This is a genomic window from Actinopolyspora biskrensis (assembly GCF_013408175.1).
Lineage (GTDB): Bacteria > Actinomycetota > Actinomycetes > Mycobacteriales > Pseudonocardiaceae > Actinopolyspora > Actinopolyspora biskrensis.
Genome location: NZ_JACBYW010000001.1, coordinates 1,287,974 through 1,312,446 on the forward strand (window position 1 = coordinate 1,287,974; position 24,473 = coordinate 1,312,446).

At 69.7% G+C, this 24,473-nt stretch carries 22 protein-coding genes; 3 read left to right on the plus strand and 19 right to left on the minus strand.

The features are described from left to right. Window positions 1–29: 29 nt before the first annotated feature. The 7 genes from ligD (FHR84_RS05615) to FHR84_RS05645 form a co-directional block, all read right to left on the minus strand. Window positions 30–944 carry a non-homologous end-joining DNA ligase gene (gene ligD / locus FHR84_RS05615; RefSeq protein ID WP_179534304.1) on the minus strand — a complete coding sequence of 305 codons (915 nt, stop codon included), beginning with the start codon at window positions 942–944 and terminating at the stop codon, window positions 30–32. Beyond that, on the minus strand, window positions 941–1,939 hold the full coding sequence (gene ligD, locus FHR84_RS05620; RefSeq protein WP_218861982.1) for a non-homologous end-joining DNA ligase: 999 nt from the start codon (window positions 1,937–1,939) through the stop codon (window positions 941–943). The genes ligD (FHR84_RS05615) and ligD (FHR84_RS05620) overlap by 4 nt, the downstream gene beginning before the upstream one ends. Further along, a complete protein-coding gene (locus FHR84_RS05625; RefSeq protein ID WP_179534305.1) occupies window positions 1,936–2,529 on the minus strand; it encodes a DNA polymerase ligase N-terminal domain-containing protein in 594 nt (197 codons plus the stop codon). Before FHR84_RS05625 ends, ligD (FHR84_RS05620) begins: the two co-directional genes overlap by 4 nt. Before the next feature lie 122 nt (window positions 2,530–2,651). After that, window positions 2,652–3,794, minus strand: a complete 1,143-nt coding sequence (locus FHR84_RS05630; RefSeq protein WP_179534306.1) for a DUF1015 family protein — start codon at window positions 3,792–3,794, stop codon at window positions 2,652–2,654. Beyond that, window positions 3,791–4,816 carry an NAD(P)-dependent oxidoreductase gene (locus FHR84_RS05635; protein WP_179534307.1) on the minus strand — a complete coding sequence of 342 codons (1,026 nt, stop codon included), beginning with the start codon at window positions 4,814–4,816 and terminating at the stop codon, window positions 3,791–3,793. Before FHR84_RS05635 ends, FHR84_RS05630 begins: the two co-directional genes overlap by 4 nt. A 484-nt stretch (window positions 4,817–5,300) precedes the next feature. Next, complete coding sequence (locus FHR84_RS05640) at window positions 5,301–6,050, minus strand: hypothetical protein (RefSeq protein WP_179534308.1); 750 nt, start codon at window positions 6,048–6,050, stop codon at window positions 5,301–5,303. Window positions 6,051–6,268: 218 nt separating this feature from the next. Next, entirely contained in the window at window positions 6,269–6,472 is a 204-nt protein-coding gene (locus FHR84_RS05645; protein WP_017974938.1) for a cold-shock protein, read from the minus strand. A 299-nt stretch (window positions 6,473–6,771) separates the two neighbouring features. Between FHR84_RS05645 and FHR84_RS05650 the strand changes: the two genes are divergently transcribed. Further along, window positions 6,772–7,881 carry an ABC-2 transporter permease gene (locus tag FHR84_RS05650; protein WP_179534309.1) on the plus strand — a complete coding sequence of 370 codons (1,110 nt, stop codon included), beginning with the start codon at window positions 6,772–6,774 and terminating at the stop codon, window positions 7,879–7,881. Between the two features lie 30 nt (window positions 7,882–7,911). Here FHR84_RS05650 and FHR84_RS05655 read toward each other — a convergent pair whose 3' ends face one another. Continuing rightward, the gene (locus tag FHR84_RS05655; RefSeq protein WP_179534310.1) at window positions 7,912–8,976 is read right to left on the minus strand and encodes an MBL fold metallo-hydrolase; all 1,065 of its coding nucleotides are present in this window, start codon (window positions 8,974–8,976) and stop codon (window positions 7,912–7,914) included. 225 nt (window positions 8,977–9,201) lie between these two features. On the opposite strand from FHR84_RS05655, the gene FHR84_RS05660 reads away from it, so the two are divergent. Continuing rightward, window positions 9,202–9,570: a MerR family transcriptional regulator gene (locus tag FHR84_RS05660; protein ID WP_179534311.1), complete on the plus strand. Its 369-nt coding sequence runs from the start codon at window positions 9,202–9,204 to the stop codon at window positions 9,568–9,570. Between the two features lie 85 nt (window positions 9,571–9,655). On the opposite strand, the gene FHR84_RS05665 is transcribed toward FHR84_RS05660, so the two are convergent. The 3 genes from FHR84_RS05665 to FHR84_RS05675 form a co-directional block, all read right to left on the minus strand. Beyond that, window positions 9,656–11,143, minus strand: coding sequence for a SulP family inorganic anion transporter (locus FHR84_RS05665; RefSeq protein WP_179534312.1), 1,488 nt, complete (start codon window positions 11,141–11,143; stop codon window positions 9,656–9,658). Between the two features lie 296 nt (window positions 11,144–11,439). After that, window positions 11,440–11,952 (minus strand): O-acetyl-ADP-ribose deacetylase, encoded by a 513-nt coding sequence (locus FHR84_RS05670; protein ID WP_179534313.1) that lies wholly within the window; start codon window positions 11,950–11,952, stop codon window positions 11,440–11,442. A gap of 108 nt (window positions 11,953–12,060) precedes the next feature. Beyond that, window positions 12,061–12,777: a TSUP family transporter gene (locus FHR84_RS05675; protein WP_179534314.1), complete on the minus strand. Its 717-nt coding sequence runs from the start codon at window positions 12,775–12,777 to the stop codon at window positions 12,061–12,063. 736 nt (window positions 12,778–13,513) lie between these two features. Between FHR84_RS05675 and FHR84_RS05680 the strand changes: the two genes are divergently transcribed. Next, window positions 13,514–14,401, plus strand: a complete 888-nt coding sequence (locus FHR84_RS05680) for a mycobacterial-type methylenetetrahydrofolate reductase (RefSeq protein WP_179534315.1) — start codon at window positions 13,514–13,516, stop codon at window positions 14,399–14,401. Between the two features lie 200 nt (window positions 14,402–14,601). Here the strand turns inward: FHR84_RS05680 and FHR84_RS05685 are convergent, their stop codons facing one another. From FHR84_RS05685 to FHR84_RS05720, 8 genes are all read right to left on the minus strand, one after another. Then, window positions 14,602–15,348 carry a formate/nitrite transporter family protein gene (locus FHR84_RS05685; protein ID WP_179534316.1) on the minus strand — a complete coding sequence of 249 codons (747 nt, stop codon included), beginning with the start codon at window positions 15,346–15,348 and terminating at the stop codon, window positions 14,602–14,604. A 595-nt stretch (window positions 15,349–15,943) separates the two neighbouring features. Further along, window positions 15,944–16,180 carry a hypothetical protein gene (locus FHR84_RS05690; RefSeq protein ID WP_179534317.1) on the minus strand — a complete coding sequence of 79 codons (237 nt, stop codon included), beginning with the start codon at window positions 16,178–16,180 and terminating at the stop codon, window positions 15,944–15,946. A 150-nt stretch (window positions 16,181–16,330) separates the two neighbouring features. Beyond that, on the minus strand, window positions 16,331–17,194 hold the full coding sequence (locus FHR84_RS05695; RefSeq protein ID WP_246300131.1) for a class I SAM-dependent methyltransferase: 864 nt from the start codon (window positions 17,192–17,194) through the stop codon (window positions 16,331–16,333). A 60-nt stretch (window positions 17,195–17,254) separates the two neighbouring features. Continuing rightward, window positions 17,255–17,917: a sirohydrochlorin chelatase gene (locus tag FHR84_RS05700; RefSeq protein WP_343075155.1), complete on the minus strand. Its 663-nt coding sequence runs from the start codon at window positions 17,915–17,917 to the stop codon at window positions 17,255–17,257. A gap of 98 nt (window positions 17,918–18,015) precedes the next feature. Then, the gene (gene nirD / locus FHR84_RS05705; RefSeq protein ID WP_179534320.1) at window positions 18,016–18,339 is read right to left on the minus strand and encodes a nitrite reductase small subunit NirD; all 324 of its coding nucleotides are present in this window, start codon (window positions 18,337–18,339) and stop codon (window positions 18,016–18,018) included. Then, window positions 18,336–20,873, minus strand: a complete 2,538-nt coding sequence (gene nirB / locus FHR84_RS05710; protein ID WP_179534321.1) for a nitrite reductase large subunit NirB — start codon at window positions 20,871–20,873, stop codon at window positions 18,336–18,338. The genes nirD and nirB overlap by 4 nt, the downstream gene beginning before the upstream one ends. Then, window positions 20,870–22,321, minus strand: coding sequence for an FAD-dependent oxidoreductase (locus FHR84_RS05715; RefSeq protein ID WP_179534322.1), 1,452 nt, complete (start codon window positions 22,319–22,321; stop codon window positions 20,870–20,872). The genes nirB and FHR84_RS05715 overlap by 4 nt, the downstream gene beginning before the upstream one ends. Continuing rightward, a complete protein-coding gene (locus tag FHR84_RS05720; protein WP_179534323.1) occupies window positions 22,318–24,390 on the minus strand; it encodes a molybdopterin-dependent oxidoreductase in 2,073 nt (690 codons plus the stop codon). The genes FHR84_RS05715 and FHR84_RS05720 overlap by 4 nt, the downstream gene beginning before the upstream one ends. Window positions 24,391–24,473: the final 83 nt, after the last annotated feature.

A 24,473-nucleotide genomic window follows, 5' to 3' on the forward strand; every position in this document is an offset into this window, starting at 1 on the left:
TCCGGGGAGAAGCCGTCGGTGTCCCCGGGTCAGGTGGACGGGACGAGATCGTCGAGGAGTCGGCGCGGGCGCTCGAGCGAGCGGGCCCTGTTGCCGATGCTCGACCACTCGTCGCCGTGCTCGTCGAGGCGTTGCTGCACGTCGTGGATGGTGAAGCCCCACGGTTCGACCCGGTCCAGCTCCTGCCAGGAGATCGGTGTCGCCACCGGAGCCGTTTTCCTGGCACGCACCGCGTACGGGGTCACGGTCGTCTGCGCATAGGCGTTGCGCAGGTAGTCCACGAAAACGCGGCCGCTTCGGTCGGTTTTGCGCTGCTCGACGGTCAGCGTCCGCGGTTCGCGTTCGGCCAGCACCGTCGCGGCATCCCGCGCGAAATCGCGCACCTGGTCGAAGGTCTGCTCCCGGCGCAGCGGGACGAGCACGTGGAAGCCGCGCGAGCCCGTGGTCATGACGAAGGGGGTCAACCCGAGCTCCTCCAGCAGGTCTCCGGCGCTGCGTGCGGCGGAGCGCAGGGTTCGCAGGTCGTTTCCGGACGGGTCGAGGTCGAGGATCATCCTGTCCGGCCGTTGGAGGTCGTCGACGCGGGAGAGCCACACGTGCGGAGTCAGACACGCCTGATCTGCGAGGTGGATCAGGGCGGCCGGTTCCGCGCAGATCATGTGGACGGTCTCGCCGCCCTCCTTCTTGGGAACGGGTGCGCGCTCTATCCACTTGGGGGTGTGCGCGGGCACGTTCTTCTGGAAGATGCGCTGGCCCTCGATCCCGTCCGGGTACCGCTCGGCCGCCAGCGGGCGTTCGTCCGTGTAGCGGACGACGGTGGATCCGACCCGGCGGTAGTACTCGGCGATGTCCCCCTTGGTGATTCCGTCCTGCGGGTACAGGACCTTGTCCGCCCTGGAGACCTCCACCGAGCGCCCCGAGCTCCGCAGGGTTTTCTCGTTCATCGAAACTCCCGGGTCACATCGGACGGATCCTTGTCGCGGCGCAGCCCTCGGTAGGTGGGGTGGCGGAGTTTGCCGTCCCCGGTCCATTCGGTGAAGGCGATGCTGACGACCGTTCTCGGTTCGACCCAGTGCGCGCCGTGTTCGGCGACCTCCTCCGTGAACGGGCTGTCCGCACGCTCCAGCCGGTCGAGCTCCGCGCGGAGCTCACGCAGCGTGCGCTCCTCGAAACCGGTTCCCACTTTCCCGGCGTACGCGAATCGTCCGCCCTCGTGGTAACCGACCAGCAGGGCTCCCAGCGCGGGTCGGCTCCCGGTGGGGTCGGTGAAGCCCCCCACCACCAGTTCCTGGTCGTTCACGCACTTGAACTTCATCCAGGAACGCGAGCGGCCGGGGTGGTAGGCAGCGGTGGCGTCCTTGGCGAGGGTTCCTTCCCAGCCCGCCGCGCACGCCCCGCGGTGGTATCGCTGCCCGGAGCTGTTCTCGTACGGTGTCCAACGCAGCGGGTCGGTGAACTCCGCGGTCCGTGCCAACAGCTTCTTGCGCTCTCGCAACGGGACCCGTGTGGTGTCGTGCCCTGCCACGTGCAGGATGTCGAACAGGTAGCAGTACACGGCGACCTCCGAGTTCCGCACGTCCGCCGTGTTCTCGAGCTGCATCCGCGGCTGTAGGCGGGCGAAGCTCGTGGTGCTGCCGGAGAAGGCGACCACTTCACCGTCCAGCACGCAGTCGGGGCCGAGCTGTTCGGCCACCGCCTCGCGGATCTCCGGGTAGGTGTCGTCCAGCGGTTTGTCGTTGCGGGACAGTATCCGCACCCGGGAACCGTGTTTGACGATCAGGCAGCGTTGTCCGTCCATCTTCGGTTCGAACAGCCAGTCCGGGTGGTCGAACGGTTCGTGCACCAACGTCGCCAGAGTTGGTTCGGACCACTCGGGGCGGCCCCGCTTCCGCAGCAGCCCCACGGCCTCCGGGCTCAGCTCGTCGAACAACGCGTTCATCCGTTCTCCCCGCTGCGCCCGGCGATCGCGTTCAGGTCCCTGCCGCTGCGCACCGAGCGCGGCTGCTTCTTGAGCGGTTTGCGGCGCCGGTCGGCCCCCTCGTCGGACACCTTGATCAGCAACCATCGGCTGTCCGCGCGTTTTCCCATGCGAACCAGGGTGTAGCCGCCGCGGAGCTTGACCCCCTCCAGCCAGAGGTCGAGGCGTCCCTCCCGCAGCTGCCGCGCCGCGTCGGTCTCCCGCTCGGTGTTCAGCTCATAGGAGCCGTGGTCCCACACCAGCACCGTGCCCGCGCCGTACTCGCCCTCGGGGATGACTCCCTCGAACTCGGCGTAGTCCAGCGGGTGGTCCTCGGTCGGCACGGCCATCCTCTTGTCCGCCGGGTTGACCGACGGCCCCTTCGGAAGGGCCCACGACTTCAGGGTTCCCTCGACTTCCAGCCGGAGGTCGTAGTGCAGCGTGCTGGCGTCGTGCTTCTGCACGACGAAGCGGCGTCCCCGTCCATTTCGGGGGTCACGCTGGTTTCCACGGGGTTCGGTGGTGGTGCCGAAGTCCCGCTTGCGGCGGTACGTTCCGAGCTCGTCCCCCATATCCGGGCTGTACCCGCCGGAGCGGTGGAGTGAAACTCCGGTACCCGTTTCGGGGGCCGTTCGCGATCCCGGGGCCCGATCCCACCGGACGGGGGCGTGGAACAGGGTTCGTGAAACAGGGGCTAGCTCAGTTCGCGGACGAACAGTCCCGACACGGCCTTGGGGTCGAACCACGTCGATTTCGGGGGCATCACCGCTCCGGCATCGGAGACCGCCATGACCTGTTCGACGCTGGGCGGGTGCGGTACGAAGCACACGGCGTTGCGCGCCGCGCACCAGCATTTCGTGCTCGCCGAGTCGGGTGGTTGTTCCTCGACCGGACCGACGAGCCGGCTCACCGGGGGCAGCAGTTGCTCGTCCAGCAGTACGGCGTCCAACGTGGCCCGGACCGGCGCGTCGCCGCGAGGAGGGTGCAGCCACACTCGGAAGCACTGGTCGTGCAACCGCAGCAGCACCATCCCCGGTGCCGGATTGTTCGGGGCGTCGGTGGGGCACTCCTCGATCTGCGCGGTCGCGGGCTGGGCCGCCAACGTCCGCAGCACTTCGGTGGTGGAGTGGTTCCGCGGTCCGGGCAGACAGCGGTGGTATCCGAGCACCCGCATCTGGCTGCTCGGGAACAGCGCTGCCAGGGTGAACGCTCGGGTCTCGTCCCCGGGGCGGCCGTGGGTCCGCGCGTCGCGCTCGGCCACTGCCATCCTGTGGTGCCCGTCGGCTATGTACAGCGACTCCACGCTGCCGAGTTCCTCGCCGAGCACCCGCGAGAGCTCTGCGTCCCTGCGTATCCACACACTGTGCTCGACGTCGCCCACCGAGCGCGCCCGCACGTCGGGAGGCTGCTCGGTCACTCCCTCGAGCAGGGTGTCGAGAGCGGGGCGGTCCGGGTACGTGAGTATCACCGGCATCTGTTCGGCACCGCCCGCCTCGGTGAGTTCCGCGATCCGCCGTTCCCTGTCGGGGTGAGTGGCCTCGTGCCGTCTGATGAGGCCGTTCCTGTAGTCGTCGAGCGAGGCCTCGAGCACGACACCCGTTTGCTGGTGCCGTCCCGTGCGCAGCCGGTACACGATTACCGCGGGAAGCATGGGGCGTGTGTACCCGCCGGTGTCCAGCAGCCGTCTCACGCGGGCGGGGTCCATGGAACCGTCCAGCGACTCGACTCGTTGCTGGTTGACGACCAGCACGCGGGGAGAACGTACGGTCACCCCGCCGGTGGTGGTGTGTCCGCGCTCGGTTTCGGTGGCTGTGCGCTGCTTCTGCGGGATCTTCATGAGGCACCGCCGGAAGGGGCCGGCGTGGTGACCCGCGTTGGTTGTCCCGTCAGCAGGGTGTCCTCGTTGACGCAGTGCAGCACCGTTCCCGCGTCGAAGGCGTCGATCATGCGCACGACCTCGGAGGCAACGGCCTGCTGTGCCTGCTCGGTCGAGGCCCCGATGTGGTGGGTCCCGTACACGTTGGGGTGCCCGGCCAGGGGGGAGTCGATGCTTCCCGCGGAGGCTTCCGGCTCGGCGGTGAACACGTCGATTCCGGCTCGCACGCCCTTGGTCTCCATCGCCTCGATCAGCGCGTCCTCGTCGACGAGCTCCCCGCGGGAGGTGTTCAGAATGATCGCTCCCGGAGGTACCTGGGCGAGCAGATCGCGGTCGACCAGGTTCCGGGTGGTCTCGGTGAGTGGCAGGTGCAGGGAGAGCACGTCGCAGGTGCGGGCGAGCTCGTCGAGGTTGCGGACGAACTCGACTCCGATGGCGCTGGCCCGGTCGCTTGCCGGCTGTCCGCGTTCGGGGTTCTCGATCGCGTGAACGTGCGTGCCGAAGGCCGCGGCTCGTGCGGCGAACTCCAGGCCGATCCCGCCGAGTCCGAGCACTCCGACCCTGCGCCCGTGAATTCCGCGTGCCCGGGAGTAGCGGCGCTTGTCCCAGCGCCCCGCACGCAGATCGGCGACGTTGTCGGCGATCTGCCGGTCCAACGCCAGCAGCAGGGCGAACGCGAGCTCGGCCACGGCTGTCGCGTTCCGTCCCGGAACGTTGCAGACGTGGACGCCGTTCCGGGACGCCGCGGCGCGGTCGATCGTGTTCGTGCCGGACCCCGCGCGGATCACCAGGCGCAACGTGTCGGTGTTGTCCAGCACGGCAGCGGGAACCCTGGTGCTGCGTACGACGAGGACCTCACATCCGGACAGCGCTTCGGAAAGTTGTTCGGATCCGGTGTCCGGTCGGTAGAAGCACTCGTTTCCCAGCTCGGTGAGCTCGGTCAGGGAGGCTTCGGGGAAGGTGTCCGCGACAAGAATCCTCATCGACTGCTCCCTTGCGAATCGGCGGAGTCTCCCGAGTGCTTCCGCCGGAGTACCCCGACGAACGACTCGGTACTCCGACCTCGGCGGGTGCGCGACCACGACAATAATGTTGCTTATTACGCACAGTATTGCTTATAACGCAATGTTGGATGTGCTGTCGGGGAACGTCAACACCCGGACCGCGACTCGGGCCCCGAACTCGCTCGACCGCATGAACATCACCCGGCCTCCGGGGGAGTCATCGGAAGAACGAGCCGTCCCTTCGGAGCGGGGAGCCGCGGAGCGATTTCCCCTTTCGGGGGCACGTGGCCCCGGGGAGGGACGAGTCCCGCTGTGGGAGGAGGGCGTTACCGGGGGAGTCGTCGGTGGGACCACGCGGGCGCAGCGAACGGACGGCGAACGGTGCCGTCGCGCGAGCGGGTGCGGGAGCCTCCAGGGGGGAGCACCACCGGGGAGGCTCCCGAAGCGGTGGTGGGGCCGCCGATTACGGGGAGCCCGGTTCCCCCACGATCTCGGTGCAGGAGAGTCCGTCGGTCGTGGCGGGGTCGCCGCTCAACGCGAGCGCTTCCCGCTGGCCGAGCTCGGCGCAGCGGACCGGCTCGCCGCCGACGAGCAGCGGAGCCAGCTCGCGTCCGGCGGCCGTGTAGGCGAGCAGCCGCCGCGGCGTGGTGCCGTCGTCCAGTCGGACGTTGCGGGAGTCGGTCAGCCGTACGAGTCGGTAGCGCTTGCCGCGGCCCTCGCAGCGATCCAGCACACGTCGTTGCGCGGGGGTGGCGTACCAGACGGCGTGCTGCTCGGTCGCTCCGGGCGCCGCGGCCAGCACGGCGGGACGCTGCCCGTCGCGGGGGCGCAGTCCCGAGGACCACACGGCGGAGAGATCCGTGCAGTGCGCGCGGAGGACGACTGCCGGTCCCGTAAGGCCGAGACTGGTGCGCAACCAGCCGATCTTCTCGGGGCAGGCGTTCGAGCCGTAGGCGAGCACCGGGCGACGCCGGTCGAGCGGGGCGGCTCCTTGCTCCACGAGCCAGCGGTCGAGGCAGGGATGTGACCCCGTTCCGGTCCGTACGCGCCATCCGGAGGGGGCGGTTTCGTCCGGCAGGACCGGGTAGCCGACTCCGTCGACGTGCACGAAGGAGCAGTCCGGTCGAGCTCCGGGATAGGGGTCCTCGGGGTATTCGGTTTCGTCGAACGGCTCCCGTTCGGGGGAGCGCGTCCGCGGTGATGAAACGGGCATCGGTTGCCCACGTCTACCCGACAACGCCGGAACACGCCGCGATCCCCGTCACATTTCGGTGAGTGAGCGATGTGAGTTTCTTCCGTCCAGGCTCCGTCCGGGGGAACGGCGGCAAGGCGCGTGGAGGAACAGGACCCGCGGCAGGGGTGTCGGAGACGAAAGCGGTGGCCGCTCACCAGGAGCGGCCACCGCGTATCACATTCGACAGGTGAGTCGCCTCAGAGGGCACGCACGGTGTCCGCCTGCGGGCCCTTGGAGCCCTGGCTGACCGTGTACTCGACCTGCTGGGCCTCGTCCAGCGTACGGAAGCCGGGGGCGTCGATCGCCGAGTAGTGGACGAAGACGTCAGGACCGCCGTCGTCCGGGGCGATGAAGCCGAAGCCCTTTTCCGAACTGAACCACTTAACGGTGCCCTGCGGCATGGCTGTCTCCTTACGAGAGCTGATTTAGGTCACCGGTGACCGGTCCTTGCACGGTCACCCTTGGTCGCGGATCTCAGACGGCGCCTACTCCAGCTACACCAAAGACAGCGGCTCGCCCGCACCAACTATCTGCGAGCGTGCGCGAACACGACTCCAGAAAAACGACCAAGACCCATCCTACACACCTACTCGCTCGGATGCAGCAACCGTGGGCGGAAAGATCAAACAGCCGGATGCCGGTGGATCGTGCACAGTGATTGACGACAGGTGCCCGCGATCTCGCTGGAGGTGCCACGCTCGTGAGCGAACCGGAGGAAGACCGCGGACAGCGCGGGCAACACGGTGGTGTCGACGGGCGTTCCGGTCGGATGGGGCGGTTGCTCGCCGAAGTGCGGGATGCGGTCTCGGTCCGCACGTTGCTGTTGATCGTCGGCGTGTTGCTGCTGCAGCTGGGATTCATCCTGTCCTACGTGGGAGCCTTCCACGATCCTTCCCCTCATCGGTTGCCGGTACGCGTGGTCGGGCCGCAGGGGGCGGCGGAACGCATGGCCGACAGACTCGACGAACTCCCCGATCGGCCGCTGCGCGCGAGTGCGGCGCACAGCGAGCCCGCGGCGCGAGCGGAACTCACCGAGGGCGGGACCGCGGCCGTGTTCGTGCTGCGCCCCGCCGAGCAGCGGGACCGGTTGCTGGTGGCCACGGCCGGCGGTTCGGCGAAGGCGGGCGCGATCGAGGAAGTCCTGCGCCAGGTCCAGGCGAGCAGGCAGCGGGGGCTGGCCGTCGACGACGTGGTTCCCGTCCAGGAGGGCGACTCCCGCGGGCTGACCGGTTTCTACCTGGTTGTCGGGTGGACCGTCGGCGGTTATCTGGTGGCGTCGCTGCTGGGGGTCGCCCGCGGTGCTCGCCCGGCGAACCCGGGTCGTGCGGTGATCCGGCTCGTGTCCGTGCTGGTGTACGCCATCGTCTCGGGGGTGGGCGGTGCGGTCGTGGTCGGCCCGTTGCTGGGGGCGCTGACCGGTCACCTGCTCGAGCTGTGGTGGCTCGGTGCGCTGCTGGTTCTCGCGGCCGCCACGGTGACGATGGCCTTCCAGGTGCTTTTCGGGGTGCTGGGCATAGGACTGACGGTGCTGCTCTTCGTCGTGCTCGGGAACCCCAGCGCCGGGGGCGCCTACGCGCCGGAGCTGCTGCCGGGGTTCTGGCGCGCGATCAGCGCGGCGCTGCCGAACGGGGCCGGTACCGACGCGGTCCGCAACATCGTTTACTTCGGGGCGCACGGCATCGCCGTCGACGTGCTGGTCATCGCCGCCTACGCGCTGGGAGGGGCCGTCGTGGCGCTGATCGGCGCTGTGGTGCGTGGACGTCGTGCCTCCGCGGACTCTGCGGGGAGCGACGCCGAGCGCCCCTCGTGATCCGTCTCCGGGCGGGCAGCGAGGTGCCGCTCAGCTCGTGGTGTAGTGCAGGACTCCGTCGACTCGCTCACTGGTCAGCCGTTTCCGGTGGACCAGCAGTTCGAGATGGGCCGAGGTCTCCAGCACCGCCAGCGCCCGGTTGAAGGGGTCGAGTTCGTCGAGGACGCGTTCACGCCGGGTCCAGGTCAGGGCGCGGGCGGCTTCGTGGGCCGTGCCCGCTCCCCGGGCCACGGTAGCGGCCATGGTGTCGAGTCTGTGCTCGTGATGGGTGAGCAGTTCGTCCACCCGGGAGTGAACGCCGTCCCGGACGGGCCCGTGCGCGGGCAACATCCGGGCGTCCGGAAACGCACGGATCGTGCGCAGTGATTCGAGGTAGTCCCGCAGCGGGAGCTCGCCGGGGGCCTGTTCGAGGCCGACGGACGGTGTGATGCTCGGCAACACGTGGTCCCCGGTGAACATCAGCCCGTCGGTCTCGTCGAGGAACACCACGTGACCCCGCGTGTGCCCGGGGGTGCGCACCACCCGGAGAGTGCGGTCGGCGAGCTCGATCCCGCCGTGTTCGGTGAGCCATTCGTCGGGGGTCTGCCAGTGTTGTTCGTGAGGTGGCGGCTGGCGGGCGAGTTCGGTGTCCAGCGCCCGCAGCACCGGTTCCGCCCCGCACTCGGCAAGTTCCGCGCGCTGCTTTCCCATCGGGACGCTGTCGGGTGCGGTGAGGCGCAGCAGGTTGGGGTGCTCCCCGGCTCCGAGGGCGACCCGGCAGCCGACTTCCTCGCGCAGCGCGACGGCCTGGGTGTAGTGGTCCCGGTGCACGTGGGTGACGAGCACGCGGTCCACGTCGCGGAGTCCGACCCCCAGACTGTCCAGCGCCTCGGCCAGCCGCTCCCGTGACTCGGCGAGGGCCCAGCCGCCGTCGATCAGCGTGATGGAGGAGGCGTTGCGGATCGCGTACACATTGACCGCGCGCAAACCGTCACCGGGCATGGGCAGCGGTATCCGGTGCACTCCCGGCGCGACTTCGTGTGCTCCCGGTTCCGTCCATTCCGTACTCGACACGGTCACCTCCACGACGCGAGCGGTGAACGGCAGGCATACCATACGGTCGGTATACGATCGACGTCGTGCGACGCACGTCACCACGTTCGCTCGTCCCCGCACGGAGACGCGGGGTGGCGGGGGATTCCCGGAAGGGGTCGAGTCGCCCGCCCGCTCTCGAAGGCCCTGCGAGCACCACGAATACCCTGAGGTGACAATCAATGGTCGGCACCGAGCCCCGTGGGGCGGGTCGGCACGGTACCCGGCGGACAGGGAAGGGGCGCGGCTGTGTCCGGACATGTGCAGATCGGTGAGGTCGCCGAGCGCACCGGCCTGTCGTTGCGCACGATTCGGTACTACGAGGAGGTCGGTCTGGTGGTGCCGAGCGCGCGTAGCCAGGGCGGGTTCCGGTTGTACACCGAGCCGGACATCGAACGGTTGCTGGTGATCATGCGGATGAAGCCGCTGGGGTTCCAGCTGGAGGAGATGCGGGAGCTGGTGGAGTTGCTCGACGCCTCGGCCGGGGAGTTGTCCCGGCAGCAGCGCCACAGGTTGGCGCAGCTGCACGACGAGGTGCAGCAGCGGTGCGAGAAGCTGCGCTCCCGGCTGCGCACCGCCGAGGAATTCGCCGCGACACTACGGCAGCGACTCGACTGACCGGGGTTTTCCGCTCGGTTCGCCTGGCGGTGTGGGTGGGTGGCACGCTCCCCACCCACACCGACGGTCCCGTTCGGGGCCGGGCTCAGTGTCCCGCGCCCATCCGGCCGGCCAGCGCCTGGTGCCGTTGTTTGCTGGACTCGTTCATGCCCGTGATCGAGACGTTGATGCCGCGTTGGTGGTACTTGGTTTCCACGGCATCGAGGGAGGCGACGGTGGAGGCGTCCCAGACGTGGGCCTCGGACAGGTCGATGACCACGTTGGCGGGGTCGTTGGCGTAGTCGAACTGGAACACCAGGTCGTTGCTGGAGGCGAAGAACAGCTGCCCGGTCACCCGGTAGATCTTGGTGCTGCCGTCGGGGTCGAGCACGCTGTCCACGGAGACGAGGTGCGCGACGCGCTGTGCGAACAGGACGGTGGCCAGCACGACGCCGACGACGACGCCGATGGCCAGGTTGTGGGTCGCCACGGTGACCGCGACGGTCGCCAGCATGACCGCCGTCTCGCTCTTGGGCATCTTGCGCAGCGTCGCGGGGTGGACGCTGTGCCAGTCGAACGTCCCGACCGCGACCATGATCATGACCCCGACCAGCGCGGCCATGGGGATCAGGGCGACCACGGGGCCGAGTGCGACCACGAGGATCAGCAGGAACACCCCGGCCAGGAAGGTGGACAGCCGGGTGCGTGCGCCGCTGGACTTCACGTTGATCATGGTTTGGCCGATCATGGCGCAGCCGCCCATGCCGCCGAAGAAACCGGTGACGACGTTGGCCAGGCCCTGCCCCCAGGACTCCCGGGTCTTGTTGGAGTGCTCGTCGGTGATGTCGTCGACGAGCTTGGCGGTCATCAACGACTCCATGAGTCCGACCAGGGCCATGGCCACCGCGTACGGCCCGATGATCCGCAGCGTCTCGAAGGTCGGCGCGACGTCGGGGATGCCCGGTGTCGGCAGGGTGTGCGGCAGCTCTCCCTGATCGCCCACCGTGGGCACCGCGATGCCCGCGATCACGGTGACCGCGGTCAGCGCGACGATCGCCACCAGCGGAGCGGGAATCACCGTGGTCAGGCGGGGCAGTCCGACCATGACGGCCAGCCCGGCGACGACCAGCGCGTAGACGCTCCAGGGGACGTCTGTCAGGTACGGCAGCTGGGCGGTGAAGATCAGGATGGCCAGCGCGTTGACGAAGCCGACCATCACGCTGCGCGGCAGGAAGCGCATCAGCCGGGCGACGCCCGACAGACCGAGCAGGACCTGGATCACTCCGCCCAGCACGACGGTGGCGACCAGGTAGTCCACCCCGTGCTCACGGGCCACCGGAGCCACTACCAGCGCGATCGCCCCGGTGGCAGCCGAGATCATGGCGCGGCGCCCGCCCGCCAACGAGATGGTCACGGCCATGGTGAACGAGGCGAACAACCCCACCCGCGGGTCCACCCCGGCGATGATGGAGAACGAGATGGCCTCGGGGATGAGGGCCAGTGCTACGACGAGGCCCCCGAGCACTTCGGTGCGCAGCACGCGAGGCGAGAGCCACCATGGACGGGAACGCGGCAAGACGGGTCGCGACATCATCTTCTTTCGTCAGGAACGTGAGTTCGGAAAAAGAGTGCGAAGCGGAGCCACACCAACGGGGCTCACGCGAACACACGGAACTCTACCCTCACGTAACGGCAAAGATGAAAAGAATGTGACCTACGTCGACATGTGATTCACGTCGAATCCGCCCGGTGCGGGTGGGACCTCCCGCACCGGGCACGTCTCGCCGCTCTCCGATCACGGACTGCTTCCCGGTGCGTCGCCGAGGTTCTGGTTCCGATCCCACCCCGGGCCGTGATCGTGCCCACCGGACGTCGGTGTCCGGTGGTGGTTCAGTCCCGCTCGATCTCGGCGTCGAAGAGCTCCCGGGTCCGTTCGTCGAACAACACGAAACGGACGGTCTCCACCGCCGTCTCGGCGGCTCGGACCGTGCGTACGGCGATCCCGGCGGCTTCCCCCGCCGGGTAGCCGTACACCCCGGTGGAGATCGCCGGGAAAGCCACGCTCCGGGCACCGAGGGAGTCGGCCACGCGCAGGGCTTCGCCGTGGCACGAAGCCAGTGAGTTCGAGCGGTCCTCGCCGGGGGAGTACACCGGCCCGACCGTGTGGATCACCCAGCGGGCCGGTAGCTGCCCTGCCGTGGTGGCCACCGCGGCGCCCACCGGCAGACCATCGGGGTAGTCACCGGCACGCAGTTGTCGGCAGGCGTCGAGGATCTCCCGCCCGCCACGCCGGTGGATGGCTCCGTCGACACCACCCCCTCCGAGAAGGGTGGAGTTCGCCGCGTTGACCACCGCGTCGACGTGCTGTTCCGTGATGTCTCCCCGTTCCGCCACGACCTGCATGCCCCCATTCTGGGACGGCACGGCCACCGGTGCGGCGCGGCGGCCCGCGAGGTCCCGGGTGGCGCTGCCCTCGTTGCCCCCGGTGGGAACAGTGCGGTCAACCGCTCGTCAGGCCAGTGCCTTGAACAGCAGCACCACGGCGCTGAAGGCGGCGACGAGCAGCAGGGCGGGCCGGGTCCTTCCCCGGTCGAGCAGGTGACGGAGCGGGCCGGAGATCAGGAAACCGAGCAGGGCGAACGGGAAGAGCACAGCCGCGGCCAACAACTGTTGGCCCTGCACCTGGCCGGAGAGCAGAAGCACGCCCAGCGAGAGCAGCGACCCCAGGGCGAAGTACGCGCTGAGCGTGCTGCGCACGGTAGGACCCGCGTTGTGCTGGTAGACCAGCGCTATGGGGGGCCCTCCGACGGCGGCGGCCGTGCCGAACACGCCGCTGAACATGCCCGCTGTGAACAGCGTTCCCGGCACGGGGGTCGGGTGCCAGGTCAACAACGACAACCCCACCGAGATGAGCACCACTGTCGCGATGAGCACCGCCAGCCACCTGCTGGGCAGCAGCGCCAGCGCGGCCACACCGATGATCGCGCCGGGAACCCGCCCGAACAGTCCCCAGCGCACTCCGCGCCAGTCCGCCTGCCCACGTTCGCGCAGCAGCGGAAGCACCGCGAAGGCCGACCCCGTGATCAGCAGCGGCACCGGTACCAGGACGGGGTCGGCGATGGCCAGCAGTGGAGCGGCGATCAGGTTCATGCCGAAGCCGACGGATCCCTGCACGATCGCTCCGCCGAGCACGATCGTGCCCGCCAGTAGCAGCATCCAGATGCTCACGTGGTCCCTCGATTGATTCGGGTACTGCTCGGACGTGTCGAGTCAACGCTGTCGGAGGAGGCCGAAGCCACCGCCGGGGACCTGATGTGTGCCGGAGCTCACCGTGATCCTCGATCACTCGAGTGAGAGGGGGTCTCGGATCGCCGGTGCCGGGGTGCCGCGGAGAGGAGAGCGGTTCGGCGGGGCGGCCGGTTCGTGCGGCCCGTCCCGGTTCCCGCCGGTGCGGTGGGCGGGTGTTTTCCGCCCGAAAAAGTGACGAATCACACGTAGTGAGTGCGTAACGCCACACCGGTCGCGCTCGTGCCTGCGTGCTCCGGTTCGTCGCGGGGCTCGGCGGGGTCGCGTGCGGGTGGGTTCGGAAGTGAATCCGCAGTGCAGGCATGCGTTGGGAGCCGGGGTGCGGGGGCCTCGCGGCGCCGCCGTGTTCCCGTGGTGTCGGTTTCGTCGGGTCGCGCTTTGCGACACATATCACCGGGATGGCGCAACGGCTCGGACAATTCCGAAGGGGCGCACTTCGTGACCTGGTGTTTTTCCGAACGGCGCGGTGGCGCCAACTCCGCGTATTGCTCCATTCGGAGCAGTACCGTTGATACGAACGGAGGTGTTTCCGCCGTATTGGCGTCCGTACGTTGCTCGCTCGTGGCACGAATCGTGCTCGCGGTGGTGCGGGTTGGCCCCCAAGGGCTGCCGCGATCCGCCGTGACCGACGTCGACAGAAGGAAAACCTGAGGCCGACATGGAAACGATCGCACTCGAACTGGTGCCGCCGGACCAAGACGGCGGTGTGGAGAGCGCAGTTGAGGAAGGCCGCAAGGTGGCCGAGAGCTGCCGCACGTCCGGGCTCGGGGACCGCATCCAGCACCTGATGATCCCCGGCCTGATCGCCGAGGACGACGATCGGCCGGTCGAGATCAAGCAGAAGATGGACACGCTCGATTTCTGGCACGCAGTTCGTCCGGAGATCGGTGATGTGAAGGGGCTGTGCACCCAGGTCACCGCTTTCCACGACAAACAGCAGTTGACCGAGCGTCTCGAGAACCTGCGCAACGCCGGCATGGACGGCATCGCCTTCGTCGGGGTGCCGCGCAACATGAACGACGGCGAGGGGCCCGGCATGGCCCCCACCGACGCCCTGGCCGAGTTCAAGGATCTCGTGCCCAACCGGGGCGTGATCCTGATCCCGACTCGCGAGGGCGAGCACGGGCGGTTCAACTTCAAGTGCGAGCAGGGCGCCACCTACGGCATGACCCAGCTGCTGTACTCGGACTCCATCGTGGGGTTCCTCAAGGAGTTCGCGCAGCAGACGCCGCACCGTCCGGAGATCCTGCTCTCCTTCGGCTTCGTTCCGGGGGCCGAGAGCAAGGCCAAACTCATCGACTGGCTCATCCAGGACCCGGGAAATCCCGTGGTGGAGCAGGAGCAGGAGTTCGTCGCCAGGCTCGCCGAGAAGTCCTTCGAGGAGCGGAAGCGTCAGCTGGTCGACCTCTACAAGCGGGTCATCGACGGGGTGCACGACCTCGGTTTCCCGCTGAGCGTTCATCTGGAGGCGCCGTACGGCAACTCCAAGCCGGCTTTCGAGACCTTCGCGGAGATGCTGGACTACTGGTCACCGCGAAACGCGTGACCGGCCGATGGGCGCGGCCGGTGAACGTGCGTGTGGACGCCGTTCACCGGCCGCGCCCACTCGGGCGCCGCTCCGGTGCGTTCCGGGGCGGGCCCGAGGGGGAACGGCTCGTCGTTGCCCGGTGTCGGGGCAACCGATCACGAGACCGCGAGAGGTTCCGCCGAGCGACCACCTGCGACGACCGCGGCGGAAAACCTCGATCAGGCGTAGCGCCATTCCCGGATGCGTGCGTGACCACGGATCAGCCGCAGTGCGGTGGTGATCCCCACCCCACCGATGATGTTGCCGCCGAGGGCCCAGCCGAACCAGCTGAGCCACTCCACGTAGCCGTAGTCGGCTCCCGCGTGGATTCCCCCGAAGATCAGCAGACTGTCCAGCACCGCGTGGTGCATCCCGGTGCCCACGATGAGGAACCCGGTCAGCACGCTGGCCGTGAGCTTGGCCATGTCGTTGTCGGTGCCGTTGTGCATCCTGGTCATCAGGGTGATGGAGCTGCCGGCCAGGATCGCCAGGCACAGGTTCTTCGGTGAGAACGGGGCGAGGGCGAACTTCCCGCCCATCCCGACGGCCGTCGAGTGCAGCTCGGGAAAGGCCGTGATCACCACGAGCATCAGTGCCCATCCGCCGATCAGGTTTCCGGTGAGGGTTCCACCCCAGAAACGCGCCAGTTGACGCAAACCGGCCTGGCGGGCCGTGACGACCACGATCGGAACCAGGAAGCCTTCGGTGAACAGCTCGGCGTGACCGAGCAGCAGCGCGATCAGGGCCACTGAGAAGGCCAGCCCGGCCAGCAGTGAACTGCCGGTGCTCTGTTCCACGGTCAGCAGGGCGAGCACGCCCAGCGCCACTTCCACACCCGCGACCAGCGCGGTCGCCAACAGCTGAGGCCACGTTCGGTACAGGCGGGGACGCCCCTTTTCGATGATCCGATCTATGGCCTGGTCCACCTCGTTCTCACGCGGTCGTTGTCGACCTTCGGGAGTGTGTGGTGTGACAACATGACGGGGTTGCTCAACCTGCTTAGTAACCACGACCTACCTGTGCTTATATCGCTGGTGCAATGACTGATTTCCCGGGTGATTCGATTCCGGGGGCCGCGCGGACTCGAGCGTGTTCCGCCGCCGTTCGTTCCGTGGGAAGAGTTTCGTCGACCGGTGGATGTCGCTGCTCGAACCGCGCCGCGCAAGTGTCGCAAAACCGATATTCCGGTCAGAAGACCCGGTAGGCCAAAAGAGTGAAAGGGCAAGTGTTAGAGCCCCGGCGCCGGAGAAACCCTGCCGGACATCGGTGAAGTATCCCCAGCGTACACCCGGTTTGGAAGGGGAATCCCCGGGAGGACGCTCTTGTCCTTTCGGGGCGGTGGAACGCCCCGGATGAGGTGGGGGAGTACCTGCCGGAACGAGGTCTTCGGAGATGGTCCGGTGTGGAGCGCGGGGTCTCCCGTGGAACTCCCGGGACGCGCGTAGATCGCTGTTCGAGGAGGAGGTGCGGCGGCGAGCACCCGGGGGCGCGGAACCATCGCGGTACCCGCGGAACGGGCACCTAGCGAGGCTTCCGTGCGGAGTCCCGGGAATCGTCGGCGACGGCGGCGAACGGCCGCTTGCCCTCCGAACGGCGCAACCACAGGATTCCGCCGAGCTGTACGAGGATCGCGGCCGCCATGAGCCCCACCGCGACGACCGCGTAGCCGGACCAGCCCACGAGGGTGAACAGAACCACTCCCACGATCAGGAACACTGCGCTGCGGACGAGTACGAGGGTCAGCCTTCTGGAGTTCATGCGGTTTCCTCGGTGGGGGCCGGTCGACGCGCCCGGAAGCATACCGCCACCTCTCTCCGTGGAGTTCGCGCGCCGCCCCGCAGGGGCTCGTGCGGTTGGCTTTGCCCGGGTGACGACACCGCGGCGCCCCGCTGCCCGGATCCGGCGATGTCAGGTTCTCGCCGCGCCCGCCGAGATCACACGTACCCGGTCGGCGGAGGGGCGGTTCGCGTCGAGGACCAGGTCGGCGAACTCGGAGGGCAGGTACAGCTCCACCGGGTCGAACCCCGTCGAGGTCAGTGCCTTCCGGACCTCTTCCGGGATCGTGAAGTGGAAGTGCAGTCCGGTTCCCACGAACCTGCCGAGCAGCGTGGCACCGAGGGCGTCCACCGGCCCGCGGTTGTCCTCGGCCACGTGCAGATCGGACAGGTAGAGTCCCGCACCGAACCGGCGCAGCACCGCGAGCACGCGGGCCCACAGCGTTCGCAGCTCCTCGGTGGGCAGGTAGTTGAGCAGGCCCTCGCTGATCACGGCCAGCCCCTTCCCGGAAGTGAACTCGTCGGCCAGCGCGAGCAGGTCGTCACCGCCGTGGCCGCGCAGGACGTCGAGGGCTTCGACGCGATGGTTCGGGCCGAGGGAGCCGAGCTTGTCGAGGGCGTCGCGCTTGCGTGCGGCCATGTCCGGAAGATCGGTTTCGACGTAGCTGATCGCCGAGCCGTGGCGTCGGGCGAACTCGTGACCGCGCGGCGACATCCCCGAGGCGAGTTCGAGCACCCCGTCGACGTGCCCCGCTTCGATGGCCGCGGACAGCAGGTGGTCGATCACTCCGTGTCGGGCCAGCAGGAAGTCCTCCGGCACGGGCCCGCCGAAAGCACGGCTGAGCACCATGGCCGGTTGCAGCGCCCGGTAGTACCAACCTCCTCGAGTGGTGGCGAGTTCACCGCCCCCGAGTCCGTTCCTGGCCCAGACGTACCCGGTGTAGTGCGCCGTGGGGCTGATCGAGTCCGGCCTCGGGCGGGGTCGCGAAAAGCGCATGTCCTCATCATCGTGCATCGTGGGGCGTCTCGCCGCCGTGCCGAGCGGCCCCGGTCGGCGTCACCCGGTGGTCAGGACGGAGCGGTAGCGACGGGCCGTCAGCCGTACGAGCTCGCGGTCGTCCCCGAGGGGTTCGGCCACCCCCGCGCTCGGCATCTCCGTGAGCCAGCGGTGAAAGAGCCCGGGGGCCAGCAGGTACGGAGCTATGAACGTCCGGGGGCCGTGGCCGCCTGCCGCGCACACCTCTCCCGTGCGTGGCCGTGCGGAGGTGATGTAGGTCGGTTCCAGCGCCTTGCCCTCGGAGTGGACCAGGTGTCCCAGGCTCGAGGCCACGCGCCCCACCTCGGCGAGCGCCCCGGCATCCGCGGAACCGGCCGCGGCGAACACCACGGGATCACCGGGACGGCGACCGGCCTGCTCCAGTCTGCGCAGCATCACCTCGGCCAGTTCCGGCGCGGGGCCCAGCGGCTCGGTCACGGTGACATCGGTTCTGCCGTGCTGCTCCAGCTGGGCGGGCAGATCCGTGCGCACGTGGTACCCGGAGGCGAGGAAGGCGGGCACGGCCACGACGGGCCCGGCGAGACCGTCCAGGGCCTCGGCCACCGTCGGCCCGGTCACGTCGACGTTGGCCACCCGTCCGGTGACACCGAGGGATTCGCTCGCCGCAGCGGCCAGCCGCTCGACGGTTCGCCCGCCGCGCGGGTCACGGCTGCCGTGGGCCACCAGCAGCAGGGAAGGAGCCCGGGGACCGGTCGAACAGCTCCTCGCCCGCTGGTCCGAATGGTGTGCTCGTCGCCCGGGGAAGGGCGGGACGGTTCCGCTCACGAGGTCGCGATCTCGATCGTCTCGGCCCGGCGACGTACCGGATAGGTGGGCAACCGTGTCTCCGGATCGTCCAGGCACTGCCCGCTGCGCAGCGAGAAGGCCTGTTTGTGCATGGGGGAGGAGACCGTGGGTTCGCCGTCCCGGTCGCCGACGATGCCACGGCTGATCACCCCCGCTCCGCTGAACGGGTCCACGTTTCCCAACGCGTACACCTCGTCGGCCGCCGTGCGGAACACGGCCACGGTGTGCCCGTCCACCAAGGCGGCGACGCCGAACTCGGTGGGCAGGTCGGATTCGGAACAGATCCGCTGCCAGTTCACGCCGAAACCTCCTCGGAAGAGAACTCACGTCCGCGTGCCGCAGGAGTGGGAAGGTCGATCGGTGCGGGGCGGATCTGGCCCCGCTCCTCGGTGAACTCGATCGTCGGGTCGGGAGCCTCCGGTGCGTTGACGAACGAGACGAAGCGGGAGAGCTTCTCCCCGTCCCCCAGCACGGCGGCCCACTCGTCGGTGTAGTCCGCGATGTGTCGTGCCATGGCCTCCTCGAGGTCGGAGGCGATGCCCAGCACGTCGTCCACCACCACAGCGCGCACGTGTTCCAGCCCGCTGTCGAACGACTCGATCCAGCCTGCCGTGCGTTGCAGCCGTTCCGCCGTGCGCACGTAGAACATCAGGAAGCGGTCCAGCAGCACCACGAGCCGCTCGTCGTCCAGGTCGGAGGCCAGCAGGCCCGCGTGCCGTGGAGCGAACCCGCCGTTGCCCCCCACGTACAGGTTCCACCCCTTCTCGGTGGCGATGACCCCGAAATCCTTCGACCTGGCCTCGGCGCACTCCCGGGCGCAGCCGGACACTCCGGCCTTGATCTTGTGCGGTGCTCTCAGCCCCCGGTAGCGCAGCTCCAGCCGGACGGCCATGCTCACCGAGTCCTGCACCCCGAACCGGCACCAGTCGGTGCCCACGCAGGACTTCACCGTGCGCAGTGCTTTCCCGTAGGCGTGCCCGGACTCGAAACCGGCGTCGACCAACCTGCGCCAGATCTCGGGAAGCTGTTCCACGCGCGCCCCGAACATGTCGACGCGTTGCCCACCGGTGATCTTCGTGTAGAGCCCGAACTCGGTGGCCACCTGGCCCAGGGTGATCAGCTTGTCCGGGGTGATCTCCCCGGCGGGAACGCGGGGGACGACGGAGTAGGTGCCGTTGCGCTGCATGTTGGCCAGGAAGCGGTCGTTGGTGTCCTGCAGCGTGGCCTGCTCGTCGTCGAGGATGTGGGCATCGCTCAGGCCCGCCAGTATGGAGGCCACGGCGGGTTTGCAGATGTCGCACCCGCGTCCGGTGCCGTACCGCGAGATCAGTTCGGAGAAGGACTCGACCCCGGTGGCGCGCACGATCTCGAAGAGCTCCGAGCGGGACCGCGGGAAGTGCTCGCACAGCGCGTTCGACGTGACGACCCCGGCCTCGTCGAGCAGGCCCTTCAGCATCGGGACGCAGGAGCCGCAGCCGGTTCCCGCCTTGGTGCAGGACTTGATCGCGGCCACGTCCTCGGCCCGCCCGGAGGAGATCACACCGGCGATGTCGGCCTTGCTCACGTTGTGGCAGGAGCAGACCGTGGCGTCGTCGGGAAGCGCACCCGTCCCGCCGCCCCCGCCTGCGTCGGGGAAGAGCAGCTGTTCCGGCGCGGCGGGCAACGGCTTGCCGACGAGCGGACGCAGCGTGTTGTAGGTCTCGGCGTCCCCGACGAGCACACCCCCGAGCAGGGTGGAGGCGTCGTCGTCCAGGACGAGCTTGGCGTAGGTCCCCGCCGCGTTGTTCGCGTAGGTGACCTCCAGCGCTCCGTCCGAGCGGCCGTGCGCGTCGCCGAAGCTGGCCACGTCCACCCCGACGAGTTTCAGCTTGGTCGCCTCGTCCGCGCCGCCGAACTCCGTGTCTCCCCGCCCGGTCAGCTGGTCGGCCACGGCCGAGGCCATCTGGTATCCGGGGGCGACCAGCCCGTGGCAGCGGCCGTCCACGGCCGCGCACTCGCCGATCGCCCAGACACCGGGTTGGCCGGTGCGGCAGCCGTTGTCCACGAGGTACCCGCCGCGCTGCCCGCGTTCGAGCCCGGCGGACTCGGCCAGCTCGTCCCGCGGCCGGATCCCGGCGGAGAACACCAGCAGATCGGTGTAGATCACGGTGCCGTCGGTCAGCGAAACGGCGGAGACGCCTCCGTGGGGTCCCTTGTGGACGCTGTCGACGGCCGCTCCGGTGTGGACCTCGATCCCCAGTTCACCGACGAGCCGGCCGAGCACGGCCCCTCCGCCCTCGTCGACCTGCACCGGCATCAACCGGGGAGCCAGCTCGACGACGTGGGGGCGCATCCCCAGCTCGCGCAGCGCGTCGGCCGCCTCCAGGCCCAGCAGCCCACCACCGACCACGACCCCCTCGGCTCCCGTCTCGGAGGCGGCGCGGATGCCGTCCAGATCGTCCAGGGTGCGGTAGACGTGGCACCCGGGCAGCTCGGCGCCCTCCACCGGGGGGACGAAGGGACGTGATCCCGTGGCCAGCACCAGCGCGTCGTAGTGGATGCTCTCCCCATCCGTGGTGAGCACGGTGGAGGCTTGCGGGTCGACCCGTTCGGCGCCCACGCCGGTGCACAGCCGGACCCGTTCGTCCCGGTGCACCTCCTGCCCGCTCAGCACGAGTTCCTCGGCGGCGGCCTCGGTCATGTAGGCGGACAGCCCGACCCGGTCGTAGGCGGGGATCGGCTCCTCGCCGAGCACCACGATCCGCCAGTGCCGCTCCGGATCCCGTTCACGCACTTCCTCGACCAGACGGTGCCCGACCATGCCGTGGCCGATGACGACGAGTGTCCTGTTCATGCCGCGTCCTCCTCCTCGGCGGGGAATGCACGTTCGTGGGAGTTCTCGGGAAGCGCCGCCGCGGACAGTGATTCGCACAGCCTGCGCACGCTGTCGGTGCAGCTTCCGCACCCCGTGGTGGCCCGGGTTGCGGCGGCCAGCGCGGGAACGTCCCCGGCACCGGCGTGGAAAGCCGCGGTCAGCGTTGACTCGGAGACGTTGTTGCAGTGGCACAGCACCTTGTCGGTCACCGGCGGTCCTCCGGTCTCGGCCCGGCGTTCGAGTCCGAGCAGCAGCCCGAGCCGGTTCGACGGGACGGGGGCCCCGGTTTCGTGCAGCCGGGTCAGCTCGGCGCAGGCCTCCTCCAACCCGACCAGGGTCGCCGCGGCGAGCCGCTCACCGTGCAGGGCCAGCCGTGCGTAGCGGTGCCGCCCGCGATCGTTGAACGTCACGTGCTCGATGCCCGGAGTCCCGTCCGGAAGCAGCTCGGGAGGACCGAGGCAGGTCACCTCGAGTCCGCTTCCGCGTGCACGAGTGACCTCCACGTGGTGGTAGCCGCTGTCCGGGGCGGGGGCGAGGATTCCGGCGAGCGCGTCGGCCTGGTTCCAGGTGGTGTCGAGCGTCCCGCGCCGCACCGCGGGGTGCCGGGCGCAGTCCCCGAGGGCGTACACGCGCGGATCGCTGGTGCGCAGCGATTCGTCCACCACGATCCCGCCCGCGGCGACGTCCAGCCCCGCGGCGGCGGCCAGTTCGGTGTTCGGCCGCGTGCCGGTGCAGAGCAGCAGCGCGTCGGTGCGGACCGGTTCGGTGCCCCGCAACGACAGCTTGCCGGACGACAGTTCCACGGGGATCTCACCCAGCCGGACCGTCACCCCGTTGGCGCGCAGTCGTGCGGCGACGATCTCGGCGGCGGCGGAGTCCAGCTCCCGGGGCATCAGGCGCGTCCCCCGGTGCACCAGGGTCACCTGATGCCCCGCGGCGGCCAGCGCGTGTGCGCTCTCCACGCCGAGCAAGCCGCCGCCGAGCACGGTGACGGCCGTGTCCGGTCCGAGCGCGGCGCGCAGCCCGAGGCAGTCGTGCGGGGAGCGCGGGGACCGCACCCGCTCGTCGAGGGCTCCGTCAGCTCGGCGCAGGCCGGCGAGGTCGGGGACGTGGCCGCTCCCGCCCGTGGCCAGCACCAACCCGTCGTAGGGATGGTGGGCACCGTCCGCCGTGCGCACCAACCGGTTCTCCCGGTCGATGCTCGTGACGCGGGCGGGCCGGAGGCGAACGTCCTCGTCGTGCCCGGGAAGGGCCATCCACTCCAGGGGAAGTCCCGCGGTCATCGCCCTGGTGAACAGCGCGGGGTTGTACGGGCCTGCCTCCCGCGCGCCGAGCACGGTGATCCGGGCGGAACCGTCCCGCGCCCGCAGCCGTTCGGCCAGCCGGTGCCCCGCCGGACCGTGACCGATGATCACGACTCGGTTCATCCCTCGACCTCCTCGGCGGGGGAGAGGGCCACCGAGGCGACCTTGAACTCGGGGATGCCGCTGCGCGGGTCCACCACCGCACTGGTGAGCAGGTTCGCGCACCCCTGCTCGCCGTAGTGGATCGGCAGGAAAACGGTGTCCGGCCGGATCGAGCTGTCCACTACGGCCCTGACCACGGCCGTGCCGCGCTCCGAGCGCACCCTGGTGTGCTGGCCCTCGGCCACGCCCGCTCGCTGCGCGGTCTCCGGGTGCAGCCGCACGAACGACTCGGGGGATGCCTCGGCCAGCTCGGACACCCGCCGGGTCTGCACCCCGGTCTGGTACTGCTCCATGATCCTTCCCGTGGTCGCCACCAGCGGAAACTCCTCCTGCGGAGCGGTGGCCGGTTCCTTCCGGTCGACCGGGACGAAGCGGGCCCTGCCGTCCGGGTGGGCGAAGGCGTCCAGGAACAGGCGCGGAGTTCCCGGGTGCCGGGTGGCGCTCTCCGCGTCCGCGGGGCAGGGCCAGTGCAGGGCCTCACCCGCGTCGAGCCGGTCGTAGTCGATGCCCGAGTAGTCGGCGGTCCCCCCGGCCGAGGCGCGGGCCAGTTCGGCGAAGACGGTCGGCGCGTGCTCGGGGAACCGCTCCGGGGGCTGTCCGAGCCGGGTGGCGAGCCCGTGCAGCACCTCCAGATCGGACCGGGCCTCGCCCGGGGGCGTCGTCACCTTCCTGCGCCGGAGCACGCGCCCCTCCAGACTGGTCATGGTTCCCTCCTCCTCGGCCCACTGGGTGGTCGGCAGCACCACGTCGGCCGTGCGCACGGTTTCCGAAGGCAGGAAGTCGGCGGTCACCAGCAGGTCCAACCGGGACAGGGACTCGCGGGTGCTCGCCGCGTCGGGGGCGGACAGCACCGGGTTGGAACCGAAGACCAGCAGCGCCCGCAGACCGTCCGGCTGCGCCGCCGACTCGAGCAGCCGGGTGGCCGGAATCCCCGGTCCGGGCAGCTCCTCCGGGGAGATGCCCCACACCTCGGCGACCTCGGCCCGCGCCCGCGGGTCGGTGATGGACCGGTAACCGGGCAGCTGGTCGGCCTTCTGCCCGTGCTCACGTCCGCCCTGCCCGTTGCCCTGCCCGGTCAGGCAGCCGTACCCGTTTCCGGGAGTGCCGGGCAGACCGAGCGCCAGGGCGAGGTTGATGAAGCCGGACACGACGTCGGCCCCGTCCTCGTGCTGCTCCGCGCCGCGCCCGGTGAGCACGTAGCGGCGCCGCGCCCCGGCCAGCATCCGCACCGCCGCGCGCTGCGTCGCGGCGGGAACGCCCGTGACCTGCTCGACCCGTTCGGGCCACCACGTCCCGGCCAGGGGCCACACCCGATCGAAACCGGTGGTGCGCCGGGCGACGTAGTCCGTGGCGCACCAGCCCTCGGTCACCACCACGTGCAGCAGCCCGAGCGCCAGCACCAGGTCGGTGCCGGGCAGGGGGCGCAGGTGCAACGCGGCCTGCTCGGCCGTCGCGCTGCGCCGCGGGTCGATGACCACGAGGTCGGCGTGCCGCAGGTGCTGCATCAGCGGCGGCATGGTCTCGGCCGGGTTCGCCCCGGCCAGCAGGACCACCTCGGCTTCGGCGAGGTCGGTGACGGGGAAGGGCAGGCCACGGTCCACCCCGAACGCGGCGTTGCCCGCTGTGGCCGCTGCCGCCATGCAGAACCTGCCGTTGTAGTCGATCCGGCTGGTGCCGAGGGCGACCCGGGCGAACTTCCCGAGCAGGTAGGCCTTCTCGTTGGTCAGACCGCCTCCGCCGAACACGCCCACGGCATCCGGCCCGTGCTCGGCGGTGATTCGATGCAGTTCCCCGGCCACCAGATCCAGGGCGTGGTTCCAGCCGACGGGCACGGGACGGCCCGCGGCGTTCCGCACCAGCGGTTCCCGCAGGCGCTCCCGGTCGCGCAGCACCTCGGGGGCCGTCCACCCCTTGCGGCACAGCCCGCCGCGGTTGACCGGGAAGTTCGAGGGCTCCACCGAGACGGTCCCGGTGTTGTCGGTCAGTGTCGTGCCGCACTGCAGCGCGCAGTACGGGCAGTGGCTCGCCACTCGGTTCTCCACCGTCGGGCCCCTCCCGGGTCTTTCCGCAGCCGACACTTCCGCACGGCGGGCTCCTCCCGCCCGCAGGCGGT

Coding starts and splice junctions, on each gene's coding strand:
- ligD (WP_179534304.1), bottom strand. CDS start 944: ATGAACGAGAAAACCCTGCGGAGCTCGGGGCGCTCGGTGGAGGTCTCC.
- ligD (WP_218861982.1), bottom strand. CDS start 1,939: ATGAACGCGTTGTTCGACGAGCTGAGCCCGGAGGCCGTGGGGCTGCTG.
- FHR84_RS05625 (WP_179534305.1), bottom strand. CDS start 2,529: ATGGGGGACGAGCTCGGAACGTACCGCCGCAAGCGGGACTTCGGCACC.
- FHR84_RS05630 (WP_179534306.1), bottom strand. CDS start 3,794: ATGAAGATCCCGCAGAAGCAGCGCACAGCCACCGAAACCGAGCGCGGA.
- FHR84_RS05635 (WP_179534307.1), bottom strand. CDS start 4,816: ATGAGGATTCTTGTCGCGGACACCTTCCCCGAAGCCTCCCTGACCGAG.
- FHR84_RS05640 (WP_179534308.1), bottom strand. CDS start 6,050: ATGCCCGTTTCATCACCGCGGACGCGCTCCCCCGAACGGGAGCCGTTC.
- FHR84_RS05645 (WP_017974938.1), bottom strand. CDS start 6,472: ATGCCGCAGGGCACCGTTAAGTGGTTCAGTTCGGAAAAGGGCTTCGGC.
- FHR84_RS05655 (WP_179534310.1), bottom strand. CDS start 8,976: ATGGTATGCCTGCCGTTCACCGCTCGCGTCGTGGAGGTGACCGTGTCG.
- FHR84_RS05665 (WP_179534312.1), bottom strand. CDS start 11,143: ATGATGTCGCGACCCGTCTTGCCGCGTTCCCGTCCATGGTGGCTCTCG.
- FHR84_RS05670 (WP_179534313.1), bottom strand. CDS start 11,952: ATGCAGGTCGTGGCGGAACGGGGAGACATCACGGAACAGCACGTCGAC.
- FHR84_RS05680 (WP_179534315.1), top strand. CDS start 13,514: ATGGAAACGATCGCACTCGAACTGGTGCCGCCGGACCAAGACGGCGGT.
- FHR84_RS05690 (WP_179534317.1), bottom strand. CDS start 16,180: ATGAACTCCAGAAGGCTGACCCTCGTACTCGTCCGCAGCGCAGTGTTC.
- FHR84_RS05695 (WP_246300131.1), bottom strand. CDS start 17,194: ATGCGCTTTTCGCGACCCCGCCCGAGGCCGGACTCGATCAGCCCCACG.
- nirB (WP_179534321.1), bottom strand. CDS start 20,873: ATGAACAGGACACTCGTCGTCATCGGCCACGGCATGGTCGGGCACCGT.
- FHR84_RS05715 (WP_179534322.1), bottom strand. CDS start 22,321: ATGAACCGAGTCGTGATCATCGGTCACGGTCCGGCGGGGCACCGGCTG.